The organism is Azospira sp. MPR-E4 (genome assembly GCF_058809645.1).
The window spans coordinates 88,028-103,198 of the sequence record NZ_JBXAST010000003.1 but is presented as its reverse complement, the minus strand read 5'-3'; the positions used below and the strand labels follow the sequence as shown (position 1 = coordinate 103,198).

16 protein-coding genes are annotated in these 15,171 nt (G+C 65.3%); 12 read left to right on the top strand and 4 right to left on the bottom strand.

Features of this window, described 5'->3' with window-relative positions:
• Positions 1 to 31: 31 nt before the first annotated feature.
• On the bottom strand, positions 32 to 829 hold the full coding sequence (locus tag AC1RTA_RS02025) for an outer membrane protein assembly factor BamD (protein WP_492783825.1): 798 nt from the start codon (positions 827 to 829) through the stop codon (positions 32 to 34).
• Between the two features lie 136 nt (positions 830 to 965).
• On the opposite strand from AC1RTA_RS02025, the gene rluD reads away from it, so the two are divergent.
• The 6 genes from rluD to AC1RTA_RS01995 all read left to right on the top strand — a co-directional run bounded on the left by rluD (position 966) and on the right by AC1RTA_RS01995 (position 6,552).
• The gene (gene rluD, locus AC1RTA_RS02020) at positions 966 to 2,012 is read left to right on the top strand and encodes a 23S rRNA pseudouridine(1911/1915/1917) synthase RluD (RefSeq protein WP_492783824.1); all 1,047 of its coding nucleotides are present in this window, start codon (positions 966 to 968) and stop codon (positions 2,010 to 2,012) included.
• Positions 1,993 to 2,742 carry a peptidoglycan editing factor PgeF gene (pgeF, locus tag AC1RTA_RS02015; RefSeq protein WP_492783823.1) on the top strand — a complete coding sequence of 250 codons (750 nt, stop codon included), beginning with the start codon at positions 1,993 to 1,995 and terminating at the stop codon, positions 2,740 to 2,742. Before rluD ends, pgeF begins: the two co-directional genes overlap by 20 nt.
• A 93-nt stretch (positions 2,743 to 2,835) precedes the next feature.
• The gene (locus AC1RTA_RS02010; RefSeq protein ID WP_014237566.1) at positions 2,836 to 3,861 is read left to right on the top strand and encodes a DctP family TRAP transporter solute-binding subunit; all 1,026 of its coding nucleotides are present in this window, start codon (positions 2,836 to 2,838) and stop codon (positions 3,859 to 3,861) included.
• Positions 3,862 to 3,931: 70 nt separating this feature from the next.
• Positions 3,932 to 4,417 carry a TRAP transporter small permease gene (locus AC1RTA_RS02005; RefSeq protein ID WP_492783822.1) on the top strand — a complete coding sequence of 162 codons (486 nt, stop codon included), beginning with the start codon at positions 3,932 to 3,934 and terminating at the stop codon, positions 4,415 to 4,417.
• The gene (locus AC1RTA_RS02000) at positions 4,414 to 5,703 is read left to right on the top strand and encodes a TRAP transporter large permease (protein WP_152089192.1); all 1,290 of its coding nucleotides are present in this window, start codon (positions 4,414 to 4,416) and stop codon (positions 5,701 to 5,703) included. The genes AC1RTA_RS02005 and AC1RTA_RS02000 overlap by 4 nt, the downstream gene beginning before the upstream one ends.
• A 75-nt stretch (positions 5,704 to 5,778) precedes the next feature.
• Positions 5,779 to 6,552 (top strand): ZIP family metal transporter, encoded by a 774-nt coding sequence (locus tag AC1RTA_RS01995; RefSeq protein WP_014237569.1) that lies wholly within the window; start codon positions 5,779 to 5,781, stop codon positions 6,550 to 6,552.
• On the opposite strand, the gene AC1RTA_RS01990 is transcribed toward AC1RTA_RS01995, so the two are convergent.
• Positions 6,487 to 6,780 carry a hypothetical protein gene (locus tag AC1RTA_RS01990; protein WP_492783821.1) on the bottom strand — a complete coding sequence of 98 codons (294 nt, stop codon included), beginning with the start codon at positions 6,778 to 6,780 and terminating at the stop codon, positions 6,487 to 6,489. The two genes, AC1RTA_RS01995 and AC1RTA_RS01990, sit on opposite strands and share 66 nt — an antisense overlap.
• A 223-nt stretch (positions 6,781 to 7,003) precedes the next feature.
• Here AC1RTA_RS01990 and phaC point away from each other — a divergent pair, with 223 nt between their 5' ends.
• The 6 genes from phaC (at position 7,004) to AC1RTA_RS01960 (ending at position 13,946) form a co-directional block, all read left to right on the top strand.
• Positions 7,004 to 8,743, top strand: coding sequence for a class I poly(R)-hydroxyalkanoic acid synthase (gene phaC, locus AC1RTA_RS01985; protein WP_492783820.1), 1,740 nt, complete (start codon positions 7,004 to 7,006; stop codon positions 8,741 to 8,743).
• Positions 8,744 to 8,851: 108 nt separating this feature from the next.
• Complete coding sequence (locus tag AC1RTA_RS01980; RefSeq protein WP_014237572.1) at positions 8,852 to 9,592, top strand: beta-ketoacyl-ACP reductase; 741 nt, start codon at positions 8,852 to 8,854, stop codon at positions 9,590 to 9,592.
• A 153-nt stretch (positions 9,593 to 9,745) separates the two neighbouring features.
• A complete protein-coding gene (gene phaR, locus AC1RTA_RS01975; RefSeq protein WP_014237573.1) occupies positions 9,746 to 10,309 on the top strand; it encodes a polyhydroxyalkanoate synthesis repressor PhaR in 564 nt (187 codons plus the stop codon).
• A gap of 24 nt (positions 10,310 to 10,333) precedes the next feature.
• Positions 10,334 to 11,677 (top strand): 30S ribosomal protein S12 methylthiotransferase RimO, encoded by a 1,344-nt coding sequence (gene rimO / locus AC1RTA_RS01970; protein ID WP_014237574.1) that lies wholly within the window; start codon positions 10,334 to 10,336, stop codon positions 11,675 to 11,677.
• A complete protein-coding gene (gene rssA, locus AC1RTA_RS01965) occupies positions 11,674 to 12,543 on the top strand; it encodes a patatin-like phospholipase RssA (RefSeq protein ID WP_492783819.1) in 870 nt (289 codons plus the stop codon). The genes rimO and rssA overlap by 4 nt, the downstream gene beginning before the upstream one ends.
• Positions 12,540 to 13,946 carry an FAD-binding oxidoreductase gene (locus AC1RTA_RS01960; RefSeq protein ID WP_492783818.1) on the top strand — a complete coding sequence of 469 codons (1,407 nt, stop codon included), beginning with the start codon at positions 12,540 to 12,542 and terminating at the stop codon, positions 13,944 to 13,946. Before rssA ends, AC1RTA_RS01960 begins: the two co-directional genes overlap by 4 nt.
• Before the next feature lies 1 nt (position 13,947).
• Here the strand turns inward: AC1RTA_RS01960 and AC1RTA_RS01955 are convergent, their stop codons facing one another.
• Together AC1RTA_RS01955 and hslO are read right to left on the bottom strand one after the other, a co-directional pair.
• The gene (locus tag AC1RTA_RS01955) at positions 13,948 to 14,151 is read right to left on the bottom strand and encodes a hypothetical protein (protein WP_152089190.1); all 204 of its coding nucleotides are present in this window, start codon (positions 14,149 to 14,151) and stop codon (positions 13,948 to 13,950) included.
• 153 nt (positions 14,152 to 14,304) lie between these two features.
• Complete coding sequence (gene hslO, locus AC1RTA_RS01950) at positions 14,305 to 15,162, bottom strand: Hsp33 family molecular chaperone HslO (RefSeq protein WP_207222154.1); 858 nt, start codon at positions 15,160 to 15,162, stop codon at positions 14,305 to 14,307.
• Positions 15,163 to 15,171 lie beyond the last annotated feature (9 nt).

Sequence of the window (15,171 nt, the reverse complement as noted above, 5' to 3'; positions counted from 1 at the left end):
AATTCCCGGCCTTTTCGTTTTCAGCGATGGCTTACCAGAGCTTCCACCAGGGTTCGACCCGGTTCAGGCCCCGGGTGTAATAGACGCTGTTGGGGTAGTTCTTGCGCATCACCCGCTCCGCATCGTCGCGCAGGTCGATCATGCCCATTTCGTCGTAGGCCTTGACCATGATGAAGAGGGCCTCCTCGATGGCCGGAGCGTCCGGGTAGTTCTTGATGGCGCTCTGGGCCCGGTTGGCAGCGGCCACATAGGCCTTGCGCTTCATGTAGTAGCGGGCCACATGCACCTCGTTGGAAGCCATGGCATTAACCAGATACTTCATGCGCTGTACGGAATCTGGAGTGTACTTACTATCTGGAAATCTAGCTGTCAGTGACTTAAAAGCATCGAAAGACTCACGCATGCCTTTGGGATCTCTTTCTGTTTGGTCCTGCATGCTGACGTGGCCCATCATGCCAAGATCCTCGTTGAAGGTAACCAACCCCTTCAAGTAATACACATAATCAACATTGGGATGGTCCGGATGCAGCTTGATGAAGCGATCACAGGCTGCGATAGCTGAGGCTTGTTCGCCTGATTTGTAATATGCGTAAGCAACTTCTATCTGTGCTTGTTGAGCGTAGCGACCATAGGGATAACGGGATTCCAGCTTCTCAAAATACTTTACAGCCTTGTCCCATACACCTTCATTCATGGCCTCCTTTGCCTCGGTATAAAGCTTGTTGGCAGACCAACCGGTCGTCTCATCCTTAACTTCCGGCAGCAGGCCGCAACCGGAAAGGGAGAGCAAAGCGGCGAAAATCAGAGCTAAAGCCGGTAAACTACGCATGATGAACAGTCCAAAAACGAAAGCCAAGGCGCGCCGAAGTGAGGCGCCCGCCGAAATGAGTGCGGCCGATTATAGCGCAAAGCCCATGTCATCTCCGTCTCCATCCCCCGCTTGCGGCGCCGGGTCGCCCATATTCGTGCCCCTCGATGCCGGCGGCCGCCGCCTGGATCAGGTGCTGGCCGAACTGCTGCCCCAGTATTCGCGCAATCGCCTGCAAACCTGGATCCGGGAAGGCCGGGTCTCCCTCAACGGGCAGCCGGTGCAGGAGCCCAAGCACAAACTGCTGGGCGGCGAGTTCCTCAACCTGGAGGAAGTCCAGGACGAGAAGCTGGCGGCCGAGACGCCGGAAGACATTCCTTTTCCTGTGGTGTACGAGGATGAAGCCATCCTCATCATCAACAAGCCGGCCGGCCTGGTGGTGCATCCGGGCAGCGGCAACTGGAGCGGCACCCTGCTCAACGCCCTGCTGCACCACACGCCCCAGCTGGCCCAGGTGCCCCGGGCCGGCATCGTGCACCGCCTGGACAAGGACACCTCCGGCCTCATGGTGGTGGCCAAGACCCTGGAGGCCCAGACCGACCTGGTGCGCCAGCTCCAGGCCCGCACCGTGAAGCGGGAATACCGGGCCCTGCTGGTCGGCTATCTCAACCGCAACGGCACGGTGGATGCGCCCATCGGCCGCCATCCCACCCAGCGCACCAAGATGGCCGTGGTCCAGCACAATGGCCGGGAGGCCCGCACCCATTACACGGTGCTGGAGCATTTCGAGCGTTGCACCCTGGTGCAGTGCCGCCTGGAGACGGGCCGCACCCACCAGATCCGGGTGCACATGGCGGCCCTGGGCTTCCCCCTGGTGGGCGATGCGGTTTACAACAAGGGCAAGACCGCCGGGGTCCGTTTCCCCCGCCAGGCGCTCCATGCCTACCGCCTCGGTCTGATCCACCCCCTGACCCGGGAACCCATGCAGTGGGACGCCCCGGTGCCCGACGACATGGCGGCCCTGCTCAAGACGCTGCGCAGCGAATGGGACGAGATCAAGACCCTGCGCCGCCAGCGCCAGGAAGAAGCCTGGGCGGAGGAGTGGGGCGACGACTGGGAGGACGAGGAGGAGGTCGAGGTGCTGGAAGCAGAGGGCGCCGAACTCCTGGAAGAGGAAGACTTCGATGACGAAGCCGACGAATAGCCTGCCCGGCTTCGTTCCCGACTGGCCCGCCCCGTCCCGGGTGCGCAGCCTGCAAACCACCCGCAGCGGCGGTGTCAGTCCAGCCCCCTATGCCAGCCTCAACCTGGGGGATCACGTGGGCGATGCGCCGGTCCATGTGGCGGTCAACCGGGCCCTGCTGCGGGCCTGCCTGCCGGGCGAGCCCCTGTGGCTGCAGCAGGTGCACGGCACCCGGGTGGCCGACGCCGATAGCGCCACCACCGGGCGGGAGGCCGACGGGGTGGTGGCCCGGCGCCCCGGCAGCGTCTGCGCCATCATGACTGCCGACTGCCTGCCGGTATTGCTCTGCGACCGGGACGGTACCGTGGTGGGCGCTGCCCATGCCGGCTGGCGCGGCCTGGCGGCCGGTGTCCTGGAAAACACGGTGGCTGCCATGGGGGTGGCCCCGGAGCGGCTCCTGGCCTGGCTCGGGCCGGCCATCGGCCCCCAAGCCTTTGAAGTCGGGCCTGAGGTGAGGGGTGCCTTCGAGAAGGCCGATCCACGGGCGTCCCAGGCCTTCGTCCCCGGCGCCTCCACCGGCAAGTATCTGGCCGACATCTGCGCTCTGGCCCGCCTGCGCCTGCAGGCAGCCGGCGTCCGTGAGATCCACGGCGGCGGCCTGTGCACGGTCGGCGACGCCGCCAGCTACTTTTCCTACCGTCGCGACCGGGTCTGCGGCCGCATGGCCTCCCTCATCTGGCTGGAGCCCTGAGCCGGGGGCCTTGGTGCGTTGCACCTTGACCGTGGCGAACAACGCTCCCTACACTGCCTCCGCTGCATCATCATAAAAACTACCGGAGGAACAATGAAAAAACTCGTCGCCGCCGCATCCCTGGCCCTGGCCCTGCTGCCCCTGGGGCACAGCGTCGCCCACGCCGCCGATTACAAGTCCGAATACCGCCTGTCCACCGTCCTCGGTCCCGCCTTTCCCTGGGGCAAGGCCGGCGAACGCTGGGCCGAACTGGTCAAGCAGAAGACCGAAGGCCGCATCAACATCAAGCTCTACCCGGGCACCAGCCTGGTGGGCGGCGACCAGACCCGGGAGTTTTCCGCCATTCGCCAGGGGGTCATCGACCTGGCCATCGGCTCCTCCATCAACTGGTCGCCCCAGGTGAAGCAGCTCAACCTGTTCTCCCTGCCGTTCCTCACGCCCGATGAAAAGAGCCTGGACGCCCTGATCAAGGGGCCGGTGGGCAAAGACCTCTTCGCCGTGCTGGAAAAGCAGGGCGTGGTGCCCCTGGCCTACGGCGAGAACGGCTTCCGCGAGCTTTCCAATTCCCGGCATCCCATCCGCACCCCGGCGGACCTGAAGGGCATGAAGATCCGCGTCGTCGGTTCCCCCATTTTCATCGATGCCTTCTCCGCCCTCGGAGCCAATCCCACCCAGATGAGCTGGGCCGATGCCCAGCCGGCCCTGGCCACCAAGGCCGTGGACGGCCAGGAAAATCCCCTCTCCGTGTTCAATGCGGCCAAGCTGCACACCCTGGGCCAGCAACACCTGACCCTGTGGGGCTACATGACGGACCCCCTGATTTTCGTGGTGAACCGCAACGTCTGGAACAACTGGAGCGAAGCGGACCGCAAGGCGGTGCGCGAGGCGGCGGAACAGGCGGCGGCGGAGAACCTGGTGGCGGCACGCAAGGGCGTCAGCCCCGGCGACGATGCCCTGCTCAAGGACATCGAGAAGAACGGCGTCACCATCACCCGGCTGACGGCCGAGCAGCGCAAGGCCTTCAAGGACCTGACCCGTCCGGTGTACGACAAGTGGGCCGAAACCGTGGGCAAGGATCTGGTGAAAAAGGCCGAGGCCGCCATCGCTGCCGGCAAGTAGGCCCTTTTCCCCTGCGACTGCAAGATCGCCGGCCCGGGCCGGCGATCTTGTTTTTGACGAGAACAACAAGATGGATGACCAACAGAATCCCCCCTCCCGCCCCACTGCCCGCATTGAACGGGCCCTGGCGGCGGGCTGCATGGCCCTGCTGTGCCTGATCACCTTCGCCAATGTGCTGGTGCGCTACCTGACCAACGCCTCCTTCGCCTTCACCGAGGAGTTTTCCGTCTTCCTGCTGCTGGCCCTGACCCTACTCGGTTCGGCCGGCGCCTTTGCCGACGGCCGCCATATCCGCATCACCCTGCTGGTGGACAGGCTTTCCGCCAACGGACGCCGGCTTAGTTCGGCCCTGGAATGGCTGGCCAATGTGGCCATGTTCGGCCTCCTGGCCTGGCTGGGTTACGGCATGGCCTACGACGATTTCGAATTCGAGGTCACCTCTCCCGGCCTGGGCCTGCCCCAGTGGTGGTACAGCGTCTGGCTGCCCCTGCTGTCGGCCCTGATCGTGCTGCGCCTGTTCCTCTTGCTGTGGCGCCGGCGGGGAGGGCGGGCATGAGCTGGCTGCTCTTTCTTTCCTTCTTTGCCCTGATGCTCCTGGGCGTGCCCCTGGGCACGGCCATGGGCCTGGCGGGCCTGGCGGTGGTGTTCTTCGGCGACCTGGGCCTGATGTCCCTGCCCACCAGCGTCTATACCGGCATCGCCAAATATCCGCTGCTGGCCATTCCCGTCTTCGTGCTGGCCGGGATGATTTTCGAGCGCTCCGGCGTGGCCCTGCGCCTGGTGCGTTTTGCCGTGGCCCTGGTGGGCCAGCGGCGCGGCGGCCTGGCCCTGGCCGCCATCCTGGTGTGCATGGTGCTGGGCGGCATTTCCGGCTCCGGCCCGGCGGATGCGGCGGCGGTGGCCACGGTGATGATTCCCAGCATGGCCCGGGCCGGCTACCCGGCCGCCTTTTCCGCCAGCGTCATTGCTGCGGCCGGCTCCACGGCCATTCTCATCCCGCCTTCCATCGTCTTCATCCTCTACAGCGTCCTGGTGCCCCAGGCCTCGGTGCCGGCCCTCTTCGCCGCCGGCCTGATCCCGGGCCTCCTGGCCGGCCTGGCCCTGATGCTGCCGGCCTGGTGGCTGTCGGTGCGCCACGGCTTCGGCGTCGCCGGCCTGCAGGACGGAGAGGAGCGCCAGTCCTTCTGGTCGGCCCTGAAGGAGGCCAGCTGGGGCCTGCTGGCCCCGGTGATCATTCTCGGCGGCATGCGTTCCGGTGCCTTCACGCCGACGGAAGCGGCGGTGGTGGCGGTGTTCTACGGCCTGTTCGTCGGCCTGGTGATCTACCGCACCCTCAACTGGAAGAACATCTACGAAGTGCTGGTGGAGTCGGCCGAGGTTTCCGCCGTGGTCATGCTCATCATCGCCCTGGCCAGCGTCTTCGCCTGGGCCGGCAGCACCCTGGGCACCTTCGAGGCCCTGGGCGGCTGGCTGGTGGGGCTTTCCGGCAACGAGACGGCCATCCTGCTGGCGGTGACCCTGTTGTTGCTGATCGCCGGCATGTTCCTCGATGCCGTTTCCATCCTCTTCATTTTCGTGCCCTTCCTGCTGCCGGTGATCCTGCACTTTGGCTGGGACCCGGTGTGGTTCGGCGTCATCCTCACCATGAACGTAGCCATCGGCCAGTTCACGCCGCCCATGGCCATCAACCTGATGGTCACCAGCCGCATTGCCGGCATCCGCATCGAGGATACGGTGCCCTGGGTGCTGTGGATGGTGGGAGCAATGCTCTCGGCCCTGCTGCTGGTGACCTTTGTTCCCGAACTGGCCACCGGCATTCCCCGATATCTGGGGTATCAATAAGATTCGGCGGAGGGGAGGGCGTATAATCCGCCCCTCCGCGAATTTTCCCCACCTTCTTCCCTTGCCTGGAAAACCATGAGTACCCTTGGCTGGATCATCACCGCCAGCTTCCTCGGCGGCGCCCTCAGCGTCATTGCCGCCGGTCTGGTGACCTTCACCCTGGGGGCAGGCAGCGTCTCCCACCTGATTTCCTACGCCATCGGCGCCCTGCTGGGGGCGGTGTTCCTGGAAATCCTGCCCCATGCCCTGGAACATGGCGATCCCCACACCATGGCGGCCACCATCCTAGGCGGCATCCTGATTTTCTTCGTCCTGGAAAAACTGGTGCTGTGGCGCCACTGCCATGACCATCACTGCGAAGCCCACGACGCCCATCCGCCGGCCCACGATCACGGCCGTTCCGGCCTGCTGATCCTGATCGGCGACACCTTCCACAATTTCGTGGACGGCATCCTCATCGCCGCCGCCTTCCTGGAAGACACCCAACTGGGCATCGTCACCGCCCTGGCCATCATCGCCCATGAAATTCCCCAGGAGCTGGGTGATTTCCTGGTGCTGCTGCATTCCGGTTATTCCCGGGCCAAGGCCCTGGCCTTCAACCTGCTGTCCAGCCTGGCCACCCTGGTGGGGGCCCTGCTGGCCTACTTCGCCCTGTCGTCCCTGCAGGAGTGGGTGCCGTCCCTGCTCGGCCTGGCTGCCGCCAGCATGCTCTATGTGGCCGTGGCCGACCTCATTCCCGGCCTGCACAAGCGGCCCGAACTCAAGGCCACCCTGCAGCAGGTGTCACTGATCGGCCTGGGCATCCTTTCCATCTGGCTGGCCCGGGAGCTGATCGCCGGCCACGCCTAAGGCGGACGGCTGCCCGGCCAGGGCCTCCTGGCGCTTTGCCTCCTGCAACTCCTGCCAGGCCCGGCGCTGCCGCCTGACCTTGGAGCCGCCCAGATAGAGGATGAGGGCGGTGGGCAGCAGCCCGTAGAAAAAGAAGGTTGCGACTCCCGCCACGATGCTGGCCTCGGTGAGGGCCATCATGAAAATGACGTAGAGCCAGCCAATGGCGATGATGTACATGGGCGCCATTATAGCGGGCCCGGCCATCGCTTCCCGGCCCGCTGCAACCAATCCTTCATCTGTCTGTAAGTCGCCTGTCAGCGCGGGGGCTTAACTTCTCCCGGAAGCCCTCCCGCGATCCTCGCTATCCCCTGGTCATTGACAGGGACCAGGCAGCCAAGCAGAATCAAACGCTCCTTCCCCGTCCTCCGCGCGCCGAGCCATTCCGCGCCCCTCAGGAGTTTCATACAAGATGGTCAGCCAGCCGGAAAACCTCCTTCCTGCGATGCAAAATTTCGTTTCTGCCGGACAGACCCTGGCCCAGAATTTCTTCGCCTTCCTGGCGAAACAACCCGGCATGACGCCGCCGCCCGCCGGCACCCTGCCGCCCCTCAAGCTGCCCAGCCCCGAGGAAATGCAGGCCCTGCACCAGGAATACCTGAAGCAGCATGCCGCCCTGTGGGCCGCCATGCTGGCCAAACGCCAGGGCCAGGAACCCGGCTTCGCCGTCCAGCCGGAGCCGGGCGACCGCCGCTTCAATGCCCCCGAGTGGTCGGAAACGCCGATGTTCGATTACATCCGCCAGGCCTACCTGCTCAATTCCAGCTTCCTGCGCCAGGTGGTCGAAGCGGTGCCGGAGGAGGACGACAAGGCCAAGAACCGCCTGCGCTTCATGGCCCGCCAGTACATCGACGCCCTCTCTCCCGCCAATTTTGCCGCCACCAATCCGGAATTCATCAAGCAGGCCGTGGAAAGCAAGGGCCAGAGCATCACCGCCGGCATCCAGAACCTGATCGCCGACATGGAGAAGGGCCGTATCTCCATGACCGACGAAAGCGTCTTCGAAGTCGGCAAGAACATTGCCACCAGCGCCGGCCAGGTGATCTTTGAAAACGAGCTGATGCAGCTGATCCAGTACGAGCCCCTGACGCCCAAGGTGGCCAAGCGGCCCCTGCTGATCGTGCCGCCCTGCATCAACAAGTTCTACATCCTCGACCTGCAGCCGGAGAATTCCCTGGTCCGCTATGCGGTGGAGCAGGGCAACACGGTGTTCCTCGTTTCCTGGCGCAACCCCAAGGCCGACCTGGAGAAATACACCTGGGAGGACTACCTGGAGAAGGCCGCCATCACCGCCATCGAGGTCGTGCGCAGCGTCTGCAAGGTGGACCAGATCAATGCCCTGGGCTTCTGCGTCGGCGGCACCATCCTCTCCAGCGCCCTGGCGGTGCTGGCCGCCCGCGGCGAGGACCCGGTGGCCAGCCTGACCCTGCTCACCACCTTGCTGGATTTTTCCGACACGGGCGAGATCGGCCTGCTCATCGACGACAACTTCCTCGCCCTGAAGGAAAGCCAGATCGGCCAGGGTGGCCTGCTGTCGGCCAAGGAGCTGTCCTCCACCTTCTCCGCCCTGCGCGCCAACGACCTGGTGTGGAACTACGTCGCCAACAACTACCTGAAGGGCAAGAAGCCGGACGCCTTCGACCTGCTGTATTGGAACTGCGACAGCACCAATCTGCCGGGCCCCTTCGCCTGCTGGTACATGCGCAACCTGTACCAGAACAACAGCCTGCGCATCCCGGGCAAGCTGGAAATGTGCGGTGTGCGCGTGGACCTGGGCCGGGTGGCCATGCCCAGCTACATCCTGGCAGCCCGGGAAGACCACATCGTGCCCTGGCAGACCGCCTACCAATCCACCCGCCTGCTGGGCGGCCAGTCCCGCTTCGTTCTCGGCGCCTCCGGCCATATCGCCGGCGTCGTCAATCCGGCCGCCAAGAACAAGCGCAGTTTCTGGAGCGGCAGCGACCAGAAGCTGGATGCGGATTCCTGGCTGGCCGCCGCCACCGAACACAAGGGCAGCTGGTGGTCCGACTGGAGCGCCTGGCTGCAGCAGTTCGCCGGCGGCGAGGTGGCGGCCCGCAGCAAGCTGGGCAATGCCCGCTACAAGCCGCTGGAACCGGCCCCCGGCCGTTACGTCAAGGAAAAGGCCGTCTGAGGCGGCCTGACACCTACATCTGATACAACCGCAGGAAATGCAGCGGGGCGGGGGAGGGGGCTCCCGTCCTGACAACTTTTACCCCATGACTACAAGGAAGGATGAGCTATGAGCAAAGTTGCACTCGTCACCGGCGCCCTGGGCGGCCTGGGTACCGCCATCAGCCAGGCCCTGGCCAAGGAAGGCTACAAGGTCGTTGCCGCCTACCACCCCGAATTCGACAAAAAGGAAGAGTGGCTGGCCGAGCAGGAAGCAGCCGGCTTCAAGGACTTCGTCCTGGTGCCGGGCGACGTTTCCGATTATGAGTCCGCCAAGGCCATGATCGCCGAAGCCGAAGCCAAGGCCGGTCCCATCGACATCCTGGTGAACAACGCCGGCATCACCCGTGACAAGTTCTTCGTCAAGATGGACAAGGGCCAGTGGGATGCGGTCATCAACACCAACCTGAACAGCCTGTTCAACGTCACCCACCACGTCGCCGCCAAGATGGGCGAGCGGGGCTGGGGCCGCATCGTGAACATTTCCTCCGTGAACGGCGTCAAGGGTCAGGCTGGCCAGACCAACTATTCCGCCGCCAAGGCCGGCGTCATCGGCTTCACCAAGGCCCTGGCCCAGGAATTCGCCGCCAAGGGCGTCACCGTGAACGCCATCGCCCCGGGCTACGTGGCCACCAAGATGGTGACCGCCATCCGCGAGGACATCCTCAAGGGCATCATCGACTCCGTGCCCATGAAGCGCCTGGCCAAGCCCGAGGAAATCGGCGCCGCCGTGGTGTACCTGACCTCCGAACTGGCCGGCTTCGTCACCGGTGCCACCCTCAACATCAACGGCGGCCTGTACTACCAGTAATCGGCTGGCCGCAAGGCTGCACCTGGAGCCCCGCCCCGGCGGGGCTTGTTTTTTCTGTATAATCCGCCAGATAGCCGATCCGGGACGCCCGGGTTGAATATAAAAATATCGGCCAGACCTCTTTTTGGCACTCAACGCACCGGAGCCCGCCCCATGACGGAACCAGCCCGCCTCATCAAGAAGTATCCCAACCGCCGACTCTACGACACCAAAACCAGTGCCTACATCACCCTGGCGGATGTGAAGGAACTGGTGCTGCGCTTCGAAGACTTCAAGGTGGTGGATGCCAAGAGCGGCGAGGACCTGACCCGCAGCATCCTGCTGCAGATCATCCTGGAAGAGGAATCCGGCGGCATGCCCCTGTTCTCCTCCGAACTGCTGGCCCAGATCATCCGTTACTACGGCAATGCCATGCAGGGCATGCTGGGCAAGTACCTGGAAACCAACATCAAGGCCTTCGCCGACGTGCAGGCCAAGCTGCAGGAGCAGTCCCGCTCCCTCTACGGCGAAGCCAACCAGGTTCAGGCCCAGACGGACCTGTGGGCCCAGTTCCTGAATTTCCAGGGGCCGGCCATGCAAAGCATGATGTCCGCCTATGTGGACCAGAGCAAAAAGATGTTCCAGCAGATGCAGGACCAACTGCAGAGCCAGACCCGCAACATGTTCACCGGCTTCCAGTTCCCCGGCGCCCAGCCGGACGACCGGAAGGGCGAGTGAATCGATCAAGGAAAGCAAGCTTAAGTGTCATCCGGCAATACTCCCACCCGTAGCCCCCTGCAAACCCCGACTGTCGGCTTCGTCAGTCTGGGTTGCCCCAAAGCCTCTTCCGATGCGGAGCGCATCCTGACCCAGCTGCGGGCAGAAGGCTATGAAATCTCCTCCTCCTACGACGGCGCCGATCTGGTCATCGTCAATACCTGCGGCTTCATCGACGCCGCGGTGGAGGAATCCCTGGACGCCATCGGCGAGGCCCTCACCGAAAACGGCAAGGTCATCGTCACCGGCTGCCTGGGTGCCAAGGGCGACATCGTCCAGAGCACCCACCCGTCCGTGCTGGCCGTCACCGGCCCCCATGCGGCGGAGGAGGTGATGGGCCATGTGCACAGCCACCTGCCCAAGCCCCACGACCCCTTCATGGACCTGGTGCCGGAGGCCGGCATCCGCCTGACGCCCCAGCATTTCGCCTACCTGAAGATTTCCGAAGGCTGCAACCACAGTTGCACCTTCTGCATCATTCCCAGCCTGCGCGGCCCCCTGGTCTCCCGCCCCATCGGCGACGTGCTGCAGGAAGCCAAGGCCCTGGCCGAGGCCGGCGTCAAGGAACTGCTGGTCATTTCCCAGGACACCAGCGCCTACGGCGTGGATCTGAAATACCGCACCGGCTTCGTCGGCGGCCGCCCGGTCAAGACCCGGCTCAAGGAGTTGTGCGAGGCCCTGGCCGAGTTCGGCATCTGGGTGCGTCTGCACTACGTCTATCCCTATCCCAGCGTGGACGACCTGATTCCCCTGATGGCCGAGGGCAAGATCCTGCCCTACCTGGATGTACCTTTCCAGCACGCCAGCCCGCGCATCCTCAAGGCCATGAAGCGCCCGGCCAGCGCCGAGAACAACCTGGAGCGGATCCGTGCCTGGCGCGCCATCTGCCCGGACATCACCATCCGTTCCACCTTCATCGCCGGCTTCCCCGGCGAGACCGAGGCCGAATTCGAGGAGCTGCTGCAGTTCCTGGAAGAGGCCCGTCTGGACCGGGTCGGCTGCTTCGCCTACTCCCCGGTGGACGGTGCCACCGCCAACGACCTGCCCGGCGCCCTGCCGGATGAGGTGCGGGAGGAGCGCCGCCGCTACGTCATGGAGCTGCAGGAAGACATTTCCGCCGACCTCCTGGCCGCCAAGATCGACAAGGAAATCACGGTCCTGGTGGACGCGGTGGACGAAGAGGGCGCCATCGCCCGCTCCAGCGCCGATGCGCCGGAAATCGACGGCGTCGTCTATCTGGACGGCGTCTTCGACGTGGAGCCGGGCGACTTCGTCAAGGTCCGGGTGGTGGACAGCGACGCCCACGACCTTTACGCCGAGCGGGTGTGAAACCTAGGATCGGGCTCGCCTTCGGCAGCGGCTCCGCCCGGGGCTGGGCCCACATCGGCGTCATCCGCGCCTTGCGGGATGCCGGCATCGAGCCCGACATCATCTGCGGTTCCTCCATCGGCGCCTTCGTCGGCGCCGCCACCGCCTGCGGCGACCTGGACAAGCTGGAGCACTGGGTGCGCAGCCTGTCCTGGAAGGAAGTCCTGGGCTTCTTCGACGTGGGCCTCAACGGCGGCCTGATCAAGGGCGAAAAGCTCCTCGAATTCTTCACCCGGCACTTCACCGACCGGGACTTCCACGACCTGCCCCTGCCTTTCGCCTGCGTCGCCACCGACCTGGGCAGCGGCCGAGAAATCTGGCTCAAGGAAGGCAGCGTGGCCCATGCGGTGCGGGCCTCCATTGCCCTGCCTGGCCTGTTCGCCCCGATCCCCCGGGATGGCGGCTTTCTGGTGGATGGGGGACTGGTCAATCCGGTGCCGGTGTCCCTGTGCCGGGCCATGGGAGCCGATATCGTCATCGCCGTGGACCTGGGCTCCGACATGCTGGGCCGGCGCCTGCGCAACCGGGGCGAGACGCCGCCTTCCGTGGACGGCTGGCGCGGCACCCTGAAGCGCTGGCTGGGGGTGGAGGAGGGCGGCAACAGCCCGTCCATGCTCGACGTCATGGCCAGCAGCATCAACATCATGCAGGTGCGCATCGCCCGCAGCCGGCTTGCCGGCGAACCCGCCGACACCCTGATTTCCCCCCGGGTGGCCGATCTGGGCCTGCTGGATTTCCACCGCGCCGACGAGGCCATCGCCGAAGGCCGGGTGGCCACCGAACTGATGCTGCCCATGTTGCGCAGCGTCCTGGAAATGCCGGCATGAACGACCTGCAGCAGCAACTGGCCGCCATCGTCGGCCCGGCCCACGTACTGACCGGAGAGGCCGATCTGGCGCCCTATCTGACCGACTGGCGCGGCCGCTACCGGGGCCGTGCCCTGGCCCTGGTCAAGCCCGGCTCGACGGACGAGGTCGCCGCCGTGGTGCGGGCCTGCGCCGCCGCCGGCGTGCCCATGGTGCCCCAGGGCGGCAACACCAGCCTGTGCGGGGCCGCCACGCCGGACCAGGGCGGGCGCTCGGTGCTGGTCAATCTCTCCCGCCTCAACCGCATCCGCCAGATCGATGCCGCCAACAATGCCATCACGGTGGAAGCCGGCTGCCTCCTGGCCCAGGTGCAGGAAGCGGCCGCCGCGGCAGGGCGCCTCTTTCCCCTGGCCCTGGCCTCGGAAGGCTCGTGCCAGATCGGCGGCAATCTCTCCACCAATGCGGGCGGGGTCCAGGTGCTGCGCTACGGCAACACCCGGGAACTGACCCTGGGGCTGGAAGTGGTGCTGCCCGACGGGCGCCTGTGGAACGGTCTCACCGCCCTGCGCAAGGACAACACGGGTTACGACCTGAAGGACCTATTCATCGGCGCCGAAGGCACCCTGGGCATCATCACCGCCGCCGTGCTCAAGCTTTTTCCCCGTCCCCGGGCGGTGGTCACGGCCTGGCTGGCGGTGGCCGACGGGGCCGCCGCCATTGCCTTGCTGGGGCGGGCCCAGGCCCGCTTCGATGCCCGTTTGACGGCCTTCGAGCTGATTTCACGGCAGTCCCTCGATCTGGTGCTGCAGCATATTCCCGGCAGTCGCCAGCCCCTGGCGGCTCCGGCCCCCTGGCAGGTCTTGCTGGAGCTTGCCGACGGCGGCGCATGGGCGGACCTGCAGGCCGACCTGGAAGATTTCATCGGCGGGGAAATGGCGGACGGACGAGTCCAGGACGGAGTGCTGGCCCAGAACGAAACCCAGGCGCGGCAGTTGTGGGCCCTGCGGGAAAATATCTCCGAGGCCCAGAAAATCGAGGGCCTCAGCATCAAGCACGACATCTCGGTGCCCGTCTCCCGCATCCCGGAATTTCTCGACCTGGCTGGCACGGCGCTGGCCGCCGCCTTTCCCGGCGTGCGGGTGGTGGCCTTCGGCCATGCCGGGGACGGCAACCTGCATTACAACCTGTCCAAGGCGCAACGCCAGGACAACGACGCCTTCATCGCCGCCACGCCCCAGGCCAACCGCATCGTGCACGACCTGGTGGCCCGCCTGGGCGGTTCCATCTCGGCGGAGCACGGCATCGGCCAGTTGAAGCGGGAGGAGTTGGTGCGTTACAAGGACCCGGTGGGGCTGGATTTGATGCGCTGCATCAAGTCCAGTCTGGACCCCCGGGGCCTGATGAATCCGGGAAAAATACTCTGATTCAGCTACGGTAACCGGCCGCTGGCCGCACCCGCTGCATTTCCACGATAAGCAACCGCACCCTGCTGCGGATGCGCTCCAGGCATAGGCTTATTTCCCGTTGGTCGTGCTGCACCCGGGCAATCTTGTGCCGCAGGTGATGGATGTTGGCCAGGTATTGACGGTCGATGTCGCCGACAACGGCAGAGAGGGGATGGGGTTGCATGGGAGTCCTCCCGGGCTTGGGTGAATCCCATTATGCTGCACCGCACCAGCCGCTGGAATCGGCCAAAGGTGCTAAATCCGCCCGGCCTATGCCCAAGATCATATGACTGGGGCACGGGGCAAGACGGGGGACATTGCGTCCCCCGCCAAAGACTCAGTGCAGCGTCGGCGGATTGGCGGAGAACAGCTCGGCCACGGCGGCCGCATCGAAGCGGTATTCCCGGTTGCAGATGTCGTCCCGGATGAGAATTTCGCCGTGCTCCTGCAGGATGGATTCGGCCTCTTCCCGTCCGACGGCCCGCAGCATGCTGCGCACCTTTTCCCAGTCCTCGGGGCAGGAGTAGGTCACGCTCCGGGGCGGATAGAGGCGCAGGGTTTCCTCGGCAAAGACCCGGGACAGCAGCACTTCCGTTTCCAGACCCAGCAGTTCTTCCGGGCGCAGGGTGGCGGCCAGCTGCTGCAGGCGGTTCCAGCCGTCAGCGTCCTTGTCGTGGGCGCCCGGCAGGGTTTGCAGGAAGAGGCCGGTGACGCCCTGCTCGGAAGCCGCCAGATAGAGGCGGGAGGGCTGCTGTTCGGACTGCTGCAGGTAATGCTCGAAGACCTCGGCGATGGTATTGCCTTCCAGGGGCACGAAGCTCTGGTACGGGTCCTTGGCCTGGGGCAGGTCCAGGGTCAGCATCAGCTGGCCATGGCCCCACAGGCGCTCCAGGGGCAGGTCGCCGGCTGCCAGGCCGTCGGCCCGGGCCATGCCACGGAATTCCAGGTTTTCGTTGCAGTCGATCACCAGCAGGGAAAGGGGGCCGTCGCCCCGCAACTGGAAGGTCAGCCGGCCCGGCTGCTTCAGCTGGGCCGCAATGATGGTGGTGACGGCGGTCATCTCGCCCAGCAGGCGGGCCACCGCCTCCGGATAGCCGCGGCCGGCCTGCATGGCCTGCCAGGAGGGACCGAGGCGGACGATGGCGCCGCGGATGTCCAGGTCTTCGAAAAGCAGGCGTTGTACGGAATCTTGCATGGGACGGGG